We start from the raw sequence: 20118 nt of genomic DNA on the forward strand, positions 1-20118 counted from the left end.
CAAGCTATAAAAGCGATGGTTAATCCAGATCTGCAAGAACCATCTTTAATTCCTCAAATTTAGACCTGAATCCTTACTAACTCTGCTAATTTGCGATCGCTGATGTCGAACGCTGTGATTAATATTGAGGCTTTTTTTTCAAATTTGATAATATCTACAGTTGCTTCAATCCAGCGCATTTCTCCGGTTTTCGTGAGAATTATTAATTCATATTTTGAGCCTGGAATTGAGCGCGCGTGGCTGAATTTACCCCAATTTTTAACTATTTCTAGAAAATCTCGATGAATTAAGTCGTATAAATCCAATGCTAGTAATTCTTCGCGAGTATATCCTGTCAGAGCTTCTGTCCGAGCATTGACATAGCGGAACTGTCTGCGGTGATAGATAAATGCAACAGCATTCACAGTTTCTATCAGTTGGCGAAACTTTTTTTCACTGCGCCGCAAATTTCTTTCAGCCCTCTTGCTATCAGTAATATCTTGTGCTATATATAACTTGCCGCTGACCTTGCCTTGACTGTCGCGAATAATTGAAATAGAAAGCAGTATAATTATTTTTTTTCGCTGTTTAGAAAGGTAGACTTTTTCCACGTTGTGGACAGAACCTTCGGCTGTTAAACTTCCTAAATCTAACTCCGGGGCTGGTGATTCACTTTTCTTAAAAAGTCCGGCTATTGGTTTGCCTAACAACTCTTTTTTAGAGTATCCCAAAAGTTGACAGGTAGCTTGGTTTAACGACAGGATATGACCGCCGGGGGTGGTCGCAATTATCGAGACGTTCATTTCCTCGCAAATATCCAGGGCATATTCGGCAGTTTGCTGCAAATCTTGGGTCATTTGGGCAATAGTATGCCAGATATCCTGTTCTTTTTTTGGATACAACACTTTTTCTCCTTTTGGTAGCTTGTCATTCTCTGTGTCAGACTTCGGCTTGATTAACCTGATCGTCTTGGATAAGCTATTTACTGTTTTACACCTGATTAATAATGAGATTAGTACACAAATAAAAATCAGGTAATAAGCGATTGTTTTGAATCTAATAGTAGCTTCTTTTCTAGGAGTTTCCTGAGATTCTATATAATTGTAATTCGGTAATTTTACTGGCTCAATTTGGGATAAGTTATCCAAAAATAATGGGGCGCTTGCAGAAGTAAGGGGGCGGGCTGCCGATCGCAAATAGCTATGTTTCTGAGACCGAACCAAAATCCCTTCTACAGGGCGAGTGCCAGCTTCATCTCCTAGACTGGTCGGTAATATTTTTGGATTAATCCAACATTCCACACCAAAAAGAGCAACCGCGAAAGATCCCAAAATTAATTGAAAAATTCTTTTCATTTGCTCCAGCTCCTAATAATTTCAAATAAATCTTTTTATGCGCCATAAATCTAAAAAAAATTAGCCGAACTTTTTCTACCCTGGGCCAACCCAGCCACCATTAATTTATGTGGATTTGTAAATTAAATTTTACCAAGCTAATAACTGAGCTTTATAACTAATTACAATTTTAATCTTAATTTAAAATGTGTCATCAGCCATTGTGCCACAAATTATCCGCCATTCTGCCTAGACACTGGGTGGAAGCGCGCTAAAATTAGATAATTCCCGCAAGCAGGCGACCGGGATTTGTTAGAAAAATAAACAATTAGCTTAAAATCCATGCAGAGGTCCCCTAATTGAACCCATGAGTCAGACCATCCCAGAACTCCAAAAAGAAGTCCGCGCGCTGCAAGCAGAAGTTACCGCCCTGCAAGAGTGGCGGGAAAAACTTGGCGTACAGCGCTCTGAGTGCCGAGTGGCAGTCAGTTTTCCCAAAAATAATACTCCTGAAGCCATTGCCGAGTTCCACCAGCAAACTGCTGCTTTTGGGGAGCAGTGGTTGCAGCAAATCCAGGAAATTGACCGAGAGACTAAAAATATTGAAAAGCAACTGCAACAAAAACAGGCTTTACTCAATTACAAGCAAGGTGAACTAGAAAAAATACTGGCCGGAGAGCACTGGCAAGAAGTAGAAAACACTGTTCAAACCGGGGAAAAGCGCTTGCAAGCACAAGCTCGCAGAATCAATCAAGTCGCAGCGCAGCTAGAGGTAGAAATTCAAGCTTTGAAAGCACTGTACGACCAACTAAATCCGAGTTATTCCGAGTGGTTTCAACAACCAACTCAAATAGTCAAATTTTCTGCAACAACTATTCCTTACGCTGTTCCAAGCAGCAGCGGGTTGATATTGGAGAATAAGGAGATTGAGTGGGAAAAAAAGTAGTTTTGACTTGTAAAATTTAAAGGTAAATTAGTGATTTGAATGTCGCCGTCGAACCATCTAATAAGCAAGACAGATTCGACGGCAACATTGCAACGCATTTTCCTGCTTTTTTAGAGAAAAAATACAAAACTGCCTCTGGCGCAGCTAATTTTAAGATTTTTTAGTTTCTTTTTTTGAAACAGGTTTATTTTTAACTCTGGTGTCAATCTAAAATCTAAAATATAACTGTTCTGGACACATCAACCGGGTTTTACGAAAAGACTTTGTTGCAGCCCTCGCTTCCGCTAAAACACCCGGTTGATGAGAGCGATGAGTGCGTAAGCTGTGTCTAAAATCTCAAATAGACTTACTAATGAAACAATTGATTTGGATAGCGCTATTTATTCTGGTTGCGGTGACGGCTGTGGGTTGGCGTTCTGACTCGTGGCAGCGGTTTTCGGGTGTACCCGAATTAGGGATCGATCGCAATATCCACACTTCCCAAAACCCGTCTCCTTTACCGCTTCCTGCTGAAAAAAATACTTTTTTTCAGCCCCAAATTGACCCGTCTCGTTTGTGGAAACACGTCGATAGTTTAGCAGGAGAACGCGATGGAGAACGAGATCGCTCTTTTACTAGAGATTACATTTCTAAACAACTGCAAACATTAGGATTTTCCCCAGATTTGCAGCCGTTCGATCGCGGAATCAACGTCTTCGCTGAGAGAAAAGGCACTGACTCAAACGCGGGTGCAATTTTAGTGGCAGCACACTACGATACTGTACCAAACTCCCCAGGCGCTGACGACAATGCGACGGGAGTTGCAGTAGTTTTAGAAGTAGCAAGATTGCTGGGTTCTCGTCCCACGCCTCGGACATTGCAAGTAGCTTTTTTCGATAGGGAAGAAATGGGACTTTTAGGCAGTTTAGCATTTACAGGTAGCGACGCGCGGTTAAAAAATTTGCAGGGAGCGATCGTCCTAGATATGGTAGGTTATGCCTGCCGCACGCCCGGATGCCAGCAATATCCCGAAGGATTGACAGCGCAACCTTTTCTAGAAGCATCGGGGGTAACTTCTCCCGACAAAGGCGAGTTTATCGCTGTGATTGGGGATGCGGAACATCCGCTGCTATTGAAAAGTTTTGCGGAGTCTGGAAAAGCCGATTTGCCGCCGGTGGTGGCGCTGCCGGTTCCCCTGAAAGGGTTGCTGACTCCCGATGTTTTGCGGAGCGACCACGCGCCTTTCTGGTATAAAGGAATTGGTGCTGTGTTGGTGACGGATACTGCAAATTTGCGATCGCCCCACTATCACCAATCTAGCGATACATTAGCCACTATCGATCGACCTTTTTTCGCCGGTTCTGCTCAAATTGTTGTTAATGCCGTGGCTAAATTATTGGAATTAGGTAATTAGTAATTGGGAATTGAGCATGGGCAATTGGGAATTGGGGATGGGGCAGGGGGCATGGGGCATGGGGCATTGGGCATGATGACTGTTATTGAGACTGCCAACGACCCACTAATAACTAATGACTAATGACTAATGACTAATGACTAACAAAGAAACCCTGCAACGGCATTTACTGCAACTAGACAATCGAGGCTACAAAGCCTACAAAGACATTCAAGGTAACTACGACTTTTCTGAATTCACATTAATTATTGATTACGTGCAGGGAGATCCGTTTGCTTCTCCCAGTAAATTTAGAGTCATAGTTCCGCCAAACATTGCTCAAATTCCCCGCGAACATTTCAACTCTCGCAGTCGAGAAATAGCCTTGCGAGATTACCTAACTCGCCAGTTTGACCAAGCAGCACACAGCATCAGCAGCAAACGCGGCACTGGGAAAAGCGGTTTGATTGCAGTGACTCGCTTCGGACAAGAAGTTTTAGAGCGAACTTCCGCATTTATCATTTCCTCAAATACATCCGATATCGAAGATTTAGGAGGAGTTGAAGTGCGATTTGCCGTCGGACTTCCAGCGGGCGGGCGCAGTATTTTAGGGCGACAAGCTGCTGAAATGCTGTGCGAAGATATTCCGCAAATTGTCAGCAAGTCTCTGAAGTATGCTAACTTAAATGCTGGGGAATGTCGCCGTCACGTTGAAACTGTAGAAGATGCTGACTGGCTGCGGGAACAGTTAGCTGAAAAAGGATTAGTTGCGTTTGTGGCTAACGGTTCTATTTTGCCCCGCCGCACGGGTGTTGACAACCGTCCTTTGTTAAATAATGCTGTGGCTTTTCAGTCGCCGCCCTCATTAAAAGTTAAGTTTAATTGTCCGAATCGCGGTTTGATTTCCGGTATGGGTATTCCCGCTGGCATTACTTTGATTGTTGGCGGCGGCTATCACGGCAAGTCAACTTTACTCAGGGCGATCGAGTTGGGAGTTTACAACCGAATTCCGGGAGATGGTAGGGAATTTGTGGTGACTAATCCGGCGGCGGTTAAAATTAGAGCAGAAGATGGCAGAAGTGTGGCGGGAGTGGATATTTCGCCTTTTATTAACCACTTGCCACAAGGTAGAGATACTGCACAATTTTATACTGAAAATGCCAGCGGTAGCACGTCGCAAGCTGCTAACATTATTGAGGCTTTGGAAGTGGGGAAAATGCCTGTTTTATTGGTGGATGAGGATACGGCGGCGACGAATTTCATGATTCGCGATCGCCGAATGCAGGAACTCATCGCTAAGGATAAGGAACCGATTACGCCGTTTATTGATAAAGTGAGACTATTGTATGCAGATTATGGCGTATCGACTATTTTAGTCATGGGGGGAAGTGGCGATTATTTTGAGGTTGCAGATACTGTGATTTCAATGGATAACTTTCAAGCATATAATGTGACTGAAAAAGCTAAAGAAATTGCTAAAAATTACTCGATTAGCCGTGCTGCCGAAGGGGGAAAACTTTTTGGTGAGATTACTCAAAGAGTGCCGATTCCTGCTAGTTTAGATCCGAGTCGGGGACGGCGAGATGTGCGGGTTAAGGTGCGAGATGTTGATGAATTGGCTTTCGGAACTGAGGATATTGATTTGGGTGCTGTTGAGCAAATTGTCGACAGCGGACAGTTAAGGGCGATCGCTGCGGCAATGGTTTATGCTAAGCAGCAATACATGGACGGAAAACGCACTTTGTCGGAAATAATAGATTTGGTGATTGCAGATATTGACGCGCAGGGGATGGATATTTTATCGCCTTTTCCGGAAGGGGATTTGGCCATGTTTCGGCGCTTTGAATTGGCTGCGGCAATTAATCGGCTTCGTAGTTTGTCGGTTGTTGCCAAAATGACGGTTGACGGTTGACGGTTGACTGTTGACTAATGACTGTTGACTAATGACTAATGACTAATGACTTTTTGATATGCTGACAAAAGTGAGTGCAAAAACCGCCATTGAAGTATGACAGGTAATATAGGACAACTGACTGCTTTAAGCGATCGACCTTATATAGTATTAAGCAATCAAGGCGAGGTTTTACAGTTAGAGTTAAAACAGCAGCAGCACGTATTGGGGCGCGATCGCACTCGTGCTGATTTAGCCATTCCCGAACCCTGGCGCGCAGTTTCGGGCGTTCACGGTGTTTTGCGCCAAATTGGGGATAATTACTGGATTTACGACGGTGACGGGCAGCGGCCGAGCACTAATGGCTTATTTGTCGATCGCACTCGCATCACTCCCAATGACGGTTATTGCCTGAAAAACGGCACAGAAATTAAAATCGGTCTCGATCCTCAAAATCAAGTTTTGCTGACTTATTTTAATCCGATGGCGAATCAGGTTGCTGTCCCTAGCAAGCAGTCAATTCTTCTTAAGAATCGGTCGGTTTTGTTGGGCCGCGATCCAAACGCTTCGCTGCAATTAGATGCGCCGCTTGTTTCTAGACGCCACGCCACAATCGACCAAGACAGTCGCGGTAATTATATTTTGCGAGACCACAGCGTTAATGGGGTTTTTGTTAACGGTCAGCGAGTCACAAATTCTATACAATTGTCCGAGGGAGATGCCATTCGGATCGGTCCGTTTACTCTAACTTACCGCAGCGGTGAGTTGCAGATGCAAGACTCCGGCCATCAAATTCGTTTGGATGCTGACAGTCTGGTGATTCCGAAGCGTTTGGATAACATCACTTTGGCGATCGAACCGGGGCAGTTTGTGGCTTTAGTCGGCGGTAGCGGTGCGGGTAAATCTACTTTAATGCGGACGCTTTTAGGCATTGAAAAAACTACTAACGGCGCTGTGTTTCTCAACGGTGACAACCTGCGCCAAAACTTCAATATTTACCGCAATCAAATCGGTTACGTGCCTCAAGATGATATTGTACACGCAGATTTGACAGTAGAAGAAGTCTTGAGTTATGCAGCTAAATTGCGCTTGCCTCCCGATACAGATGTTAAGCAGGTAGTCGCCAAAACTTTAGAAGATATTGAAATGACTCACCGTCGCAAGGCTTTGGTAAAACAGCTTAGCGGCGGACAGCGAAAGCGAGTCAGTATCGGAGTCGAACTGTTAGCAGACCCGAAACTTTTCTTTTTAGACGAACCGACTTCAGGACTCGATCCGGGTTTGGATAAGAAGATGATGCAACTACTGCGAAAGTTGGCAAATCAAGGCCGGACGGTGATTCTGGTGACTCACGCGACGGCAAATATCACGATGTGCGATCGTATTGTTTTTATGGGTCGCGGCGGACGCCTTTGTTACTTCGGCCAGCCTAGGGAAGCGCTCGATTTTTTCGATGTCAAAACGGGCGATTTTGCAGACATTTACAACGAATTAGAAACCGGAGAAACCAACGTTCAAAGCTGGGCAGAAAAGTTTAATAAATCTCCATACTATCAGCGCTATATTGTCAACCACTTCAGCACAGGCAAGGCTAATGCAAAAATACCTTCAGCACCTTCTGTACCAAAATCTCAATCTTTTGTAAAACAACTCGTTTTGCTTGCCCAGCGCTATTTTCAACTCGTTTGCCGCGACTTAATTAACTTAAGTTTAGCTCTTTTAACAGCGCCGATCGGCATTAGTTTGCTGCGGCTAGCCGTCAGAGATAAAGACCCCTTAATTGGCGCACCGGAGGCAACTTTAGCACCTTTAGCGCTCAGAGTTTTATTTGTATTTACCTGCGCGGCGATTTGGGTAGGACTGGCAACTTCTCTGCAAGAAATTGTTAAAGAATCTGCTATTTATTTGCGCGAACGTTTGGTCAATTTAGGATTGTTGGCTTATTTAGGTTCAAAATATTTTATACTTTCTGGTTTGGCAGTATTGCAAACACTCTTAATGGTAGGAGTTATTCTGATTGTTTTTAAATCCCCCGAACCGAGTTTAATTTCCTGGGCGATGGGGGCAACTATTACCACATTCCTAACTTTGATGAGCTGCATAAGCCTCGGCTTAGTGGTTTCAGCGATTGTTAAAAATAGCTCTCAAGCTAATAGCGCTTTGCCTCTCTTATTGCTGCCTCAAATTATTTTTTCTGGAGTTTTGTTTAAGATGGAAGGTGCGGCAAGCAAGTTTTCTTGGCTGATGTTAAGCCGCTGGTCTGTGGGTGCTTACGGCTCTTTAGTTAATGTGAATGCGATGGTTCCCGCACCTACTACATTACCGGACGGGAGTACGCTTCCTCAGCCGTTTGAGCCTACTCCTGTTTACGATCCAACCTGGGAAAATTTGAGTTTAAATTGGGCTATTTTGTGCGTGCATATTTTCGTTTATTTGATGTTGACTCTGTGGTTGCAGAAGCGGAAGGATATTTTATAATTAAAATTACGCCTTTTTAATTCACAGTTCATTATCAAATCAGATGCGGGGAGGAATAAATGTTAGTTAAAACCAACGCATTAGTAGAAATCGCTGCCTCGCCTGAAGTAGTCTTTGATTTTGTTACGTCCCTGTCAAATCTGCCCAAAGTCTTTCGCGGATATGGCCCAATTCCAGCAATTATTAAAGCTGAGATGGCAGATGGTGGAGAAATGCGTGAAGGCGGCGTGCGGCGGATAGAAAATTCCGACACTTCGGTGATTGATGAAGAAATCATTACTTTCAAAAAGCCAGAAAGACAAACCTACCGACTGGTTAGAGGGTTTAAGTTTCCGATTTCTCTACTCATTGAGTCTGGTGGCGGAGATTGGAATTTCACTGCTACAGCAAAGGGAACTCGGATTGATTGGGAGTTTTATTTTATGCTGACTTGTCCGGTATTCTATCCCGTTGGGTTGTTGATAGTTCAGGTTTTTATGCAAAAAGCTATGCAGCAGTGTTTAGATAAAATTCAAGAATATTTGGCTAACCCCAGCGAAGAGATTGTATGAATTATTGGCTAATGAAGTCGGAACCGGATGTTTATAGTATTGCGAATTTGAAGCACGATCGCACTTCCATTTGGGATGGCGTTCGCAACTATCAAGCCCGCAATTTTATGCGAGAAATGAGTCGGGGAGATTTAGTATTTTTTTACCATTCTAATACTAAAATACCGGGAATTGTTGGCTTAGTGCGCGTCGTTGAAACTGGAATTGCTGACCCGACTCAGTTCGATATAAATAGCGAATATTATGATGCTAAATCGCAGTTTGATGCACCTCGCTGGCAAACTGTGAGAGTTGAGTTTGTTGAGGAATTTGCTAAGTTAATATCCTTGGAGGAACTGAAACAAAAGTTTAGCGCTGATGAGATTTTGCTGGTGAGGAAAGGCAATCGGTTATCGGTGATGCCGGTGTCTGAAGGTGCTGCTGAGAAGATTTTGAAGATGACATAACTATAGCTAAGTAGGGTGCGTCAGCAGAGCATTATTTTTTCAAAGATTTATAAGCTTAAAGCTGACGCACCCTACAATTATTAACTAAAGACCGGCCGCACAAACAGCCGCACCAATTAACCCTACATTGGGATTCAAAACCAATCGAACTGGCATCATTTCTAACAGCGAATCCATCCGGCCTTTGTGCGTAAACGCTCGCATAAAACCCCCTTCTAGAATCAGCGGCAAAATCTTAGCAGCGATGCCGCCAGCTACGTACAAACCGCCGTAAGGTAACAGTGTCACAGCCAGATTTCCCGCCACTGCACCGTAAGCTTCTACAAACATTTGCATAGTTTGTTCCGAAAGCCGATCGCACTTTTTGAGTGCCGCCTGTGCAATTGTCGCCCCCGGATCGACAGTTTTTTCAGTTTTCCCTATTTCTGACTCCCATTTTTTGATAACTTCCCCTACCTCCGGCGATTCAGGAGCAAACTTTCTGTCCCGCAAAAACTGGTAAATTGAAACAATCCCTTGTCCCGAAACTACACGCTCGATCGATATTCTTTGAATGTCGTGTTTTGCTAACAAATATTTCAGCAATTCAAACTCCAACTCCGAACGAGGAGCAAAGTCACCGTGTCCCCCTTCCGAAGAAAAAACCTTGATGCCATTTGCATCGGGAACGGCAAAACAATTTCCCAAACCAGTCCCCGCACCAATAACAGCAATTGGATCGTGTTGGCGGGGTTTTCCGACTTGCAAAATGTGCAAATCTTTAGCATCCAAACCCCACACCCCGTAGCCAACCGCAACAAAATCATTAATTAAAGTGACGCGGGATATTCCTAATTCTTGTTCCAGACGCTTCGCATCTAGCCTCCAAGGCAAATTAGTCAGTTTTGCAGTGTTGTTAACCACCGGGCCTGCGATCGCAAAACAAGCTTTTTCAGGCAATGGCGCAAAATCCAATTTCGTAGCAGCTTCCGTCAAAAACTGCTGCACCATCGGCACTAAATCGGGAAACTCCCCGCTCGGATATCGAAACTCGTAAAGAGCGTTCATTTCACCGTTAACAGTCCTTTCCACTAACCGCAAAATTGTCTTAGTTCCGCCAATATCGCCCGCTAATAATAATGCCATAAATCTCTTTTTCCACCAAAGATAACATTCCCCATTTAAACACCCACAGTATTAATTGCCAACCAAGCCCGCAGCACCTCAGCCACAGTCCAAGCTTGAGCCGTGCAGCCTCGCGGCGAGTGAGGGGCATCGCCCTCAAAAATTTCGCCCAGACTGCCAACTCCGCCGCCCCTTATATGATGTGCCATCGGTTCGAGGAATTCGCTCGCTTGTGCTGGATCTTTGTATACGTGTAAGTGCGCTAAGACAAAGGGGCCAATCAGCCAGCCCCAAACTGTGCCCTGGTGGTAGGCGCTGTCGCGCTGCAATTGGTCGCCTCCGTATGTGCCGCGATATTGCGGGTGCTGCGGCGAGAGGCTGCGGAGGCCGACAGAAGTTAGAAGCTGTTGAGCGCAGGCGTCCACCACGCCACGCTGCTGGATGGGCGTCAGTAACGGTGTATAGCGGGTTTCCTGGCGCATCCCCGCTGACAAGGAGTTGGCGGAGTGAGGAGGAATCGAGTCTAGGGGCAAGGATACGGCGAATATTTGGTTGGGCCGCAGCGAGGCATCGTGTCCGTCTAAACCGTCGAGAACGTCGTAACAGTAACCGGTTGAGGCGTTCCAGAAGCGAGGAAATCCGGCGGCTGTTCGATCGCCCAATTGCTGGTATTCATTGTGAGGCTTGCCCAGTTTTCGAGCAAAACTTGCCATAGCTTGTATAGCATTGTACCAAAGCGCGCTGAGTTCGATCGGCTTACCAATCCGGGGTGTCACCACCCAATCCCGGATTTTCGCGTCCATCCAAGTCAGTTGCACACCCTTCTCGCCCGCGTAGATTAAACCGTCATCGGGATCGACGCGGATGTTATACCGAGTACCCTGCAAGTGCCAGTCAACAATCTCACATAACACCGGCCAGAGTTCGGTCAAAAGTTCGTCGTCTCCCGTGGCATCAATATAAGCGCGAATTGCCTCAAAGTACCACAGGGTGGCGTCTGCGGTGTTGTATTCCGGTTCGCCGCCCGCATCCGGGAAGCGGTTCGGCAGCATTCCTCGATCGACATACCGCGCAAATGTCCGCAAAATCGATCGCGCAATTTCCCATCGCCCGGTACAGATTGTGAGGCCTGGCAGGGCGATCGTCGTATCGCGCCCCCAGTCGCTGAACCAGGGATATCCGGCGATAATCGTTTTGCCTTCGGGTTCCTCCGGTAGCGAGCGGCTGACGATAAATTGGTCGGCGGCTAGCACTAAGTGATTGATCCAGTCGGGAGATTCGCTCACTTTTGACCAGTTTTGCAGCAGTTGTTGGTCATAAGTGCGACGCACTTCTAAAGCTGTACCGCCGTTGAGTTCGGTATTTTTCTCGGTGCTGGCTATCAATGTGAGAGAACTTCCCGGTGCGATCGTCATGTGAAAAGTCGCCCCGTGCAAGTGATCCTCGCAGTAATCCAATCCGCGCCGCTTTTCCGCTGCTAGATCCAATCCGTAATGCCAATTGTATAAGGGCGCAGAGACTCGAAAGTTGGCCTCTGGTGCGGCATCTGTCAGCAGGTACAGGGGTGCCGCCTTGGGAAATGCCGTCACGCAAACACCGCTTTCCAAGGTTTCTAGGCTCATCTGCCAGTCGCCGGCGCTCGTTGTGTGGTGGTAGTCGCGATAGTTGACTAGGGCTTTGACAGCGAGGGCGATCGGTTGTGAGGCGCGGTGCAAGCGGTATTGAATATATGTTGTGTTAGCACCTTGCTGCATCCAAATCCGCTTTTCCAGGATAGCGTCGGCGAGAGCAAACCTCCAAACAGGCGTCGTGCCTTCGAGGTGAAAGCTTTCGATGTATTTGTAGCCGTGGGGTTCCATCGTCGCGTCGGCCCAACGGTTTGTATAAAGCGGATATGCGCGATCGTGATACACAGCCGTCTCGTCCAGCTTGGCGAGCATCAAAGTGCGTCCCAGCGGGGGTTTGAGGGCGGCTACCAGCAAGCCGTGATAGCGGCGGGTGAGGAGATTTGCGATCGTCCCGCTAGCGTAACCGCCGATCCCGTTTGTGACCAACCACTCGCGAGACTCCGCCGAGTCGAGATTGCAGCAGATTTCCCGTCCAAAAGCCATAACCATAAAATCCACACTCGCGCTGATTTTTGACCTATCTTTAGGTAGATTTTCGACATGATATCAACCAGAAATATTAACGCTTCCAGACCGTTAATTTGGCGATCGCCCCCGTGCGGATTCATGCTCTAATTTAGACATAACTAACTGCTACTGCCCCTTACACGATTTTAGCTTTTGATGCCTCTGTCTAAAGTTAGTTGTTTGTTATATTAAGTAATATTACCGTCTAAACAGGCGCTGAACGTTAAGGGCAAGCATTTGATAGCGCGTCGGGCGATCGAACTACAAACCTATTTTATAAGGAGAACAGCTCAAAGTGAAGATAGGAGCAAATTACCTCGGCAATAACCAATGTGAATTTACCGTTTGGGCGCCCACCCTCAAACAAATGGCAGTCCAAATTGTTTCCCCAAAACAACGCCTGATACCCCTGCAACAATCGGCAGAAGGTTATTGGCAAACCACAGCTACAGACATCGAACCAGGAACCCTTTACACTTACCAAATCGAAGGAAAAACTGAGCGACCAGACCCAGCCTCAAAATATCAACCCCAAGGCGTACACGCTCCGTCGCAAGTAATAGATGAAAATATTTTTACTTGGACAGACACAAATTGGCAAGGCGTGCCGCTAGCCGAAATGATTATTTACGAACTGCACGTCGGCACATTCACCCAAGCCGGAACATTTGAAGCAATAATTCCCCAGCTAAAACAACTTAAAGAATTGGGAATCAACGCCATCGAAATAATGCCAGTAGCCCAATTTCCTGGCGAGCGCAACTGGGGATATGACGGCGTATATCCCTACGCCGTTCAAAACTCCTACGGCGGCCCCGAAGGCTTCAAAACACTCGTCAACGCCTGCCACAAACACGGCATTTCAGTAATTCTCGATGTAGTTTACAACCACCTCGGCCCCGAAGGAAATTATCTCAGGGACTTCGGCCCCTACTTTACCTCAAAATACGGCTCAATTTGGGGAGACCCCCTCAACTTCGACGATGCCTACAGCGACGGCGTACGCAACTACTTTATTGAAAACGCCCTCTACTGGTTTCGAGACTATCACATCGATGCCCTGAGATTAGATGCAATTCAAGCAATATTTGAAGTAGGTGCCAGACCTTTTTTACAAGAACTATCCGATGCCACAGCCGATATTTCCCAAGAACTAGGACGGCAACTTTACTTAATAGCCGAAAGTGACTTAAATGATGTCCGCACTATACGTCCTAAAGAACTTGGTGGCTTCGGATTAGACGCCCAATGGTGCGATGATTTCCACCACGCACTGCACGCCTTGCTCACCGGAGAAAACGACCGATACTACCAAGATTTCGGCAAGTGCGAACACTTAGAAAAAGCATTCAAAGAAAGCTTTGTTTACTCCGGCCAGTACGCCCCCCACAGAAAGCGGAAACACGGCAATTCTGTTAAGGATGAACCGGGTCATAAATTTTTGGTGTTTGCCCAAACCCACGACCAAATCGGCAACCGCATTTTGGGAGACAGACTATCCAAAATAGTTGACTTGGAAGGATTAAAACTTGCAGCCGGCACAGTCTTAATTTCTCCCTACATTCCCTTCTTTTTTATGGGAGAAGAATACGGAGAAGAAGCACCGTTTTTTTACTTCGTTTCCCACTCGGATGAAAACTTAATTGAAGCTATCCGCAAAGACAAACAACAAGAATTTAAAATCTTTGAAGGCCGAGGCGAGTTTCACGATCCCCAGAGTCCTGAGACTTTCGATAAGTGTAAGTTAAACTGGGAAAAACAAACCCAAGGCAAACACAAAATCCTTTGGGAATGGCACCAACATTTGATTCAACTGCGGCGGACAATACCAGCCCTTAAAAAACTAGACAAAAACAGTTTAGAAGTGTCCAGCATTGAAGCGGAAAAAATCTTATTTCTACGTCGATGGACAGATGACAGCCAGATATTCTGCATTCTAAACTTCAACAGGCAAGAGGTAGCTTTTACGGCTGCACTTCCCCAGGGCAAAGGTCACAAAATTTTAGACTCTGCTGATGAAAAATGGATGGGTTCAGGTTCTAGCTTGCCTGAAAAGATAAATTCAGAGCAAAAATTGACCGTTAAACCGCAGAGTTTCGCACTCTATGAATTAAAGTAAAGTAATTAAAACGGGAAGCAAAGCCTCCAATACAGGCGTTCCCAGGCAGAACCCAGGAAGAAGAAACAGGAGACAGAACCTCTCTCGTTTGTTCTCAGGCTATGCCGCAGAATCGAGTCCCACAATAAACGGGAGGCAGATCCTCTCTCGTTCCCAGCCTCTGCCGGGGAATGCAGTAGAGGAGGCTCTGCCTCATAATATTAAAAAAGAAAACCCTAAACAAGCAGGAGTAAAATTAACATGATGAGAATTCCCACAACAACTTATCGGATTCAATTTCATGGAGGTTTTAACTTTGAAGCCGCCAAACAAATCCTTAGCTATCTAGAAGATTTAGGAATTACTGACCTTTACGCTTCACCGATATTTAAAGCCAGAAAAGGCAGCTCTCACGGATACGATGTCGTTGACTCAAATCAGCTCAATCCCGAATTGGGAACCTCAGAAAATTTTGAAGCCCTCACATACGAAATCAAGAAACGGAACATGGGATGGCTGCAAGATATTGTCCCGAATCACATGGCTTACGACACTCAAAATTTGCTGCTGTTAGACGTATTGGAACACGGGCCCGATTCCGACTATTTCGATTACTTTGATATTGAATGGAATCATGCTTACGAACATCTCAGAGGTCGAGTGCTGGCTCCGCTGCTGGGCAATTTTTATGGAGAGTGTTTGGAAAATGGCGAGATTCAACTCAAATACAGCGAAAATGGGCTGAGCATCAATTATTATAGCTTACAATTGCCCGTAAGAATTGAATCTTATGCTAAATTTATTAGTCATAATTTGGGGCATTTAGCCAGAGAATTAGGCAGACGCCATCCAGATTTTATCAAGTTTTTAGGAATTCTTTATTTGATTAAAAATACACCTTCAGAAACTAAAGGTAAAACCCGATACGATCAGATAGCTTTTGTTAAAGGACTGCTGTGGGAACTCTACAACCAAAATCCCCTTGTACAGGAATTCATTGATGAAAATATCAAAGTTTTTAACGGAGAAAAGGGAAATGCCGAAAGCTTTAATCTGCTAGACGATTTGCTTTCCGAGCAGTTTTACCGTCTGTCTTTCTGGAAAGTGGGGGCAGAAGAAATTAACTACCGAAGGTTTTTTACGGTCAACGAACTTATTTCGGTAAAAGTTGAAGAGATTAAAGTTTTTCACAAAAACCATGCTCTGATATTCGACATGGTTGATGAGGGAAAGTTTACCGGATTGAGAATCGACCACATCGACGGACTTTACGACCCCACAGAATATTTGAAACGACTCCGGGAGAAAGTCGGAGATACTTACATTACTGTTGAAAAAATTCTGGAACACGAAGAAGATTTGCCGTCATATTGGCCGATTGAGGGAACGAGCGGCTACGACTTTTTGAATTACGTAAACGGCGTTTTTTGTCGTTGCGATCGCGAACAGCAATTTAGCGAAATATATCAGAGATTTACTCGCTTGAATGTTCCCTATGAACAGTTGTTTTTAGATAAAAAAGGGCTGATTGTTGAGAAAAACTTGGCGGGAGATGTAGACAATCTAGCTCAACTTTTGAAGAATATCTCGGGTCAATCCAGACAGGGAAACGACTTTACTCGTCCCGGTTTGGAAAAAGCATTGGCGGCGGTTTTGACGATTTTTCCAGTCTACCGAACTTACATCAATCAAGACGGTTTGAGAGAGTCCGATCGCACTTACGTACAATATGCGATCGCCCATGCCAAACAACAAGCACCCAGACTCCTCAAGGAACTTAAATTTATCGAAACGGTGCTGTTACTGGAAGAAGAAGAAACTCTAACACCAGAACAAAAAGAGCAGCGTCGGCACTTTGTAATGAAACTCCAGCAGTTGACGGGCCCATTAATGGCAAAAGGCGTTGAAGACACGCTTTTATACGTCTACTATCGGCTTTTATCCCTCAACGAAGTGGGAGGAAATCCCAGTCAGTTCGGCGTGTCGCTGGGAGATTTTCACGAGTTCAACAAACAACAGCAAGTCGCTTGGCCGCACAAAATGAATGCTACAGCTACCCACGATACCAAACGTGGCGAAGATGTGCGAGCCAGAATAAACGTTTTGTCAGAAATTCCCGATGAATGGGAACAGCAAGTCAGGTCTTGGAGAGAGGTAAACTCTTCTAAGAAAGTCAACTTTGCGAATCGAATGGTTCCCGATACTAATGACGAATACTTCCTGTACCAAACTCTGCTCGGCAGTTTTCCCTTTGAGGGAATTGAAAACACTGATTATGTCCATCGCCTGAAAGATTATGTGATTAAAGCTGTCCGTGAAGCCAAAGTTTATACGGCTTGGCTGAGACCGGATAACGATTACGAAGCTGGTTTTATGACCTTTGTCGATACCGTTCTCGAACCTTCGGAACAAAATCAGTTTCTCAACAAATTTACACCTTTCTGTAAAAAAGTAGCTAATTACGGAATTTTCAATTCTTTATCTCAAACGCTGCTGAAAATCACGTCCCCGGGCGTTCCCGACATTTATCAAGGGACGGAATTCTGGGATTTAAGCCACGTCGATCCGGATAACCGCCGTCCCGTGGATTTTGAGCGCAGAATCGAGGTTTTGGGGGAAATTAAAGAGCAAGCTCAGACGGATATTTTGCAACTGGTTGAAGATTTGATTGCGACGCGAGAAGACGCGAGAATTAAGTTGTTTTTGACGGCAAGAGCGCTAGAAGCGAGAAAAAAATACTTGCAAGTTTTTCAATCTGGCGATTATCTGCCCCTGGAAGCAGTTGGCACGTTTAAAGATAATGTTGTTGCCTTTGCCAGAAGCTTTGGAGAGACTACAGTTATTGTCATTGCTCCCCGGTTTTTGACGGGAATTGTCAAACCGGAAGAAATGCCGATCGGCAAACAAGTCTGGAAAGATACTAATTTGAAATTATCCGAGCAAATGCCGTCGGTTTGGAAAGATGCAATTACAAATCAGGCGGTAGAAAGTAACGGTACGTTGGCAATTGGTGACGCTCTCAGTTACTTTCCGGCAGCTCTGCTGATCGGTAAAAAATAGCAATGAAAAGCTGGAAAATTCACTAATTTTCCGAGATTCCCAGGAGGCGGACTTGAGGCTCTCCCTCAATAAAATATTCCTTCCCCGGCACAGCCTGGAAGTAAACGGGTAGGGACAGGGCATTGCCCTGTCCCTTTTTAGAATTGATGTTATATCAAATCCGTTAGCATCGGAATAGTAAATTCAAGTTCGCTGTTCACTGTTGACTGTTCACTGTCCACTGTCAACCGTCAACCGTCAACATCATGTATGAGTGTAACCGGAAATGATATTAAACCTGATTTGAAGCCAAAAAACGGATCGCCCCTACCAACCAAACAAAATTTATACAACAAAGACGGCAAATACAACACAACGTATACGGTTTGCCACAATACCCGAATCGCTCCAACCCCGTACATTAGGAAGAGTAAAGAAAAGCAGTCAACAACTGTAGCGGTGCAAACCTCATGAATGCAACCGTCCCCCAAAAGGTTCGGTAAACACGCCTTCATCGCCTGGTCTAACCACCCGCAGTATAGAGATAAGCACCTATCTAAGACTGTATTAAAGCAGGACTCACTATCCGTACACCCCCCACAGGTGAAATCGCAGTCCTGAATAACCAGACTATCACACAGATAGAAAACCAAAATTTTGTAGAGATTGGAGCCGGAACACCCCTATGGGAAAAGTAGTTGGAATTGACTTAGGTACGACAAACTCCTGCGTCGCAGTTATGGAAGGCGGCAAACCCACCGTCATAGCCAACGCCGAAGGGGGTCGCACCACACCTTCTGTAGTAGCATACGCTAAAAATGGGGATCAACTTGTCGGACAAATCGCCAAGCGTCAAGCCGTGATGAATGCCGAAAACACCTTTTACTCAGTAAAACGGTTTATCGGGCGTCGGGTTGATGAAGTAACCCACGAAACCACTGAAGTTTCCTACAAAGTTCTCAAAGTCGGCAACAGCCTCAAACTAGACTGTCCCGCCCGTGGCAAGCAATTTGCCCCAGAAGAAATTTCTGCACAAGTTCTCCGCAAACTCGTAGAAGACGCCAGCAAATACCTCGGCGAAACTGTTACCCAAGCGGTAATTACTGTTCCCGCTTACTTTAACGACTCCCAGCGCCAAGCTACGAAAGACGCGGGAAAAATTGCCGGTATAGAAGTGCTGCGGATTATTAACGAACCTACAGCAGCAGCTTTAGCTTACGGGTTAGATAAAAAGAGCAACGAAACCATCCTCGTATTTGACTTAGGTGGCGGTACTTTCGACGTATCTATTCTCGAAGTAGGCGACGGCGTGTTTGAAGTGTTAGCAACTTCTGGAGACACTCACCTCGGCGGTGACGATTTCGATAAAAAAATTGTTGATTTCATCGCTAATGAATTCCAAAGAGCCGAAGGCATTGACCTTCGCAAAGACAAACAAGCACTGCAACGCCTGACGGAAGCAGCAGAAAAAGCCAAGATTGAGCTTTCAAGCGTTACCCAAGCAGAAATCAACCTGCCGTTTATTACCGCGACTCAAGACGGGCCAAAACACTTGGACACGACTTTGACTCGGGGCAAGTTTGAAGAACTGTGCTCGGATTTGATCGATCGCTCCCGCATCCCCGTAGAAAATGCGATCCGCGACGCCAAACTAGACAAATCTGCAATTAATGAAGTCGTCTTAGTTGGTGGTTCTACGCGCATTCCTGCGGTGCAAGAACTGGTTAAAAAACTCCTTGGCAAAGACCCCAACCAAACGGTAAACCCGGACGAAGTGGTCGCAGTCGGTGCAGCAATTCAAGCCGGCGTACTTTCCGGCGAAGTCAAAGACATTCTGTTGCTCGACGTTACTCCGCTGTCTCTCGGCGTCGAAACCTTGGGTGGCGTGATGACCAAAATCATTCCCCGCAACACCACTATTCCTACCAAGAAGTCGGAAACTTTCTCGACTGCTGTAGACGGCCAAACAAACGTGGAAATTCACGTTTTGCAAGGCGAACGGGAAATGGCGAATGATAACAAGGATTTGGGAACCTTCCGCTTAGATGGAGTTCCTCCAGCCCCCCGTGGCGTACCTCAAATTGAAGTTACTTTCGATATCGATGCTAACGGTATTTTGAATGTAGCTGCTAAGGATAAAGGTACTGGCAAGGAGCAATCGATTAGCATTACTGGTGCTTCTACTTTGCCCAGCAATGAAGTCGAGAAAATGGTCAAGGAAGCCGAGGCGAATGCGGCTGCTGACAAGGAACGTCGCGAAAGGATCGATCGCAAAAACCAAGCTGATTCTCAAGCCTATCAAATCGAGAAGCAGTTAGCAGAATTGGGCGATAAAGTTCCCGCTGATGACAAAACTAAGATTGAAGGGTTGCTTAAAGACTTGCGATCCGCGATCGAGAGCGAAGATGACGATCGCATCAAAACCCTAACAACAGAGTTGCAGCAAGCATTCTACGCTGTCAGCAGCAACCTGTACCAGCAAGCAGGCGGCCCAACTGACGGCCCTGGTGGCCCCGGCGGCTACGGAGACGGTGGCCCGACAGGCGGCGGCGACGACGTGATTGACGCCGACTTCACTGAAGGCAACAAATAACAGGCTAAATTAAAAGCCCCCAGCTAGAAGCAAGAAACCCGGTTTTGAACAGAAACCGGGTTTCTGTGCATTCAAAAACAAACAAAAGGCGATCGCCCAAAATCAGTAAAAATCTGCTTGAGGCATAGTGAAAAAAATTGAATATGCTTCAA

At 45.7% G+C, this 20118-nt stretch carries 12 protein-coding genes; 9 read left to right on the forward strand and 3 right to left on the reverse strand.

Translation table 11 applies throughout. The features are described from left to right. Nucleotides 1-59: 59 nt before the first annotated feature. Nucleotides 60-884 (reverse strand): PAS domain-containing protein, encoded by an 825-nt coding sequence (locus tag QUA34_RS26740; RefSeq protein ID WP_333390143.1) that lies wholly within the window; start codon nucleotides 882-884, stop codon nucleotides 60-62. A 796-nt stretch (nucleotides 885-1680) separates the two neighbouring features. On the opposite strand from QUA34_RS26740, the gene QUA34_RS26745 reads away from it, so the two are divergent. The 6 genes from QUA34_RS26745 (at nucleotide 1681) to QUA34_RS26770 (ending at nucleotide 8997) form a co-directional block, all read left to right on the forward strand. Further along, a complete protein-coding gene (locus QUA34_RS26745) occupies nucleotides 1681-2259 on the forward strand; it encodes a hypothetical protein (RefSeq protein ID WP_333390145.1) in 579 nt (192 codons plus the stop codon). 352 nt (nucleotides 2260-2611) lie between these two features. Further along, nucleotides 2612-3652 carry a M20/M25/M40 family metallo-hydrolase gene (locus QUA34_RS26750; protein WP_333390147.1) on the forward strand — a complete coding sequence of 347 codons (1041 nt, stop codon included), beginning with the start codon at nucleotides 2612-2614 and terminating at the stop codon, nucleotides 3650-3652. A gap of 136 nt (nucleotides 3653-3788) precedes the next feature. Further along, the gene (locus QUA34_RS26755) at nucleotides 3789-5543 is read left to right on the forward strand and encodes an ABC-ATPase domain-containing protein (RefSeq protein WP_333390149.1); all 1755 of its coding nucleotides are present in this window, start codon (nucleotides 3789-3791) and stop codon (nucleotides 5541-5543) included. 96 nt (nucleotides 5544-5639) lie between these two features. Then, nucleotides 5640-8000: an ATP-binding cassette domain-containing protein gene (locus tag QUA34_RS26760; protein ID WP_333390151.1), complete on the forward strand. Its 2361-nt coding sequence runs from the start codon at nucleotides 5640-5642 to the stop codon at nucleotides 7998-8000. Nucleotides 8001-8059: 59 nt separating this feature from the next. Then, a complete protein-coding gene (locus tag QUA34_RS26765; protein ID WP_333390153.1) occupies nucleotides 8060-8551 on the forward strand; it encodes an SRPBCC family protein in 492 nt (163 codons plus the stop codon). Next, nucleotides 8548-8997, forward strand: a complete 450-nt coding sequence (locus tag QUA34_RS26770) for an EVE domain-containing protein (RefSeq protein WP_333324300.1) — start codon at nucleotides 8548-8550, stop codon at nucleotides 8995-8997. The genes QUA34_RS26765 and QUA34_RS26770 overlap by 4 nt, the downstream gene beginning before the upstream one ends. Before the next feature lie 84 nt (nucleotides 8998-9081). Here QUA34_RS26770 and QUA34_RS26775 read toward each other — a convergent pair whose 3' ends face one another. Continuing rightward, nucleotides 9082-10122, reverse strand: coding sequence for a glucokinase (locus tag QUA34_RS26775; protein ID WP_333324302.1), 1041 nt, complete (start codon nucleotides 10120-10122; stop codon nucleotides 9082-9084). Between the two features lie 35 nt (nucleotides 10123-10157). Further along, entirely contained in the window at nucleotides 10158-12218 is a 2061-nt protein-coding gene (locus QUA34_RS26780; RefSeq protein ID WP_333390156.1) for an amylo-alpha-1,6-glucosidase, read from the reverse strand. A gap of 313 nt (nucleotides 12219-12531) precedes the next feature. Here QUA34_RS26780 and treZ point away from each other — a divergent pair, with 313 nt between their 5' ends. From treZ to dnaK, 3 genes are all read left to right on the forward strand, one after another. Continuing rightward, nucleotides 12532-14355, forward strand: a complete 1824-nt coding sequence (gene treZ, locus QUA34_RS26785) for a malto-oligosyltrehalose trehalohydrolase (protein ID WP_333390158.1) — start codon at nucleotides 12532-12534, stop codon at nucleotides 14353-14355. 243 nt (nucleotides 14356-14598) lie between these two features. Beyond that, nucleotides 14599-17394 (forward strand): malto-oligosyltrehalose synthase, encoded by a 2796-nt coding sequence (gene treY, locus QUA34_RS26790; RefSeq protein WP_333324375.1) that lies wholly within the window; start codon nucleotides 14599-14601, stop codon nucleotides 17392-17394. 664 nt (nucleotides 17395-18058) lie between these two features. Beyond that, entirely contained in the window at nucleotides 18059-19966 is a 1908-nt protein-coding gene (dnaK, locus tag QUA34_RS26795; protein WP_333390160.1) for a molecular chaperone DnaK, read from the forward strand. Nucleotides 19967-20118 lie beyond the last annotated feature (152 nt).

Origin of the sequence: Microcoleus sp. POL10_C6 (genome assembly GCF_036701585.1) — a bacterium.
In the GTDB taxonomy this organism is placed as follows: Bacteria; Cyanobacteriota; Cyanobacteriia; order Cyanobacteriales; family Microcoleaceae; genus Microcoleus.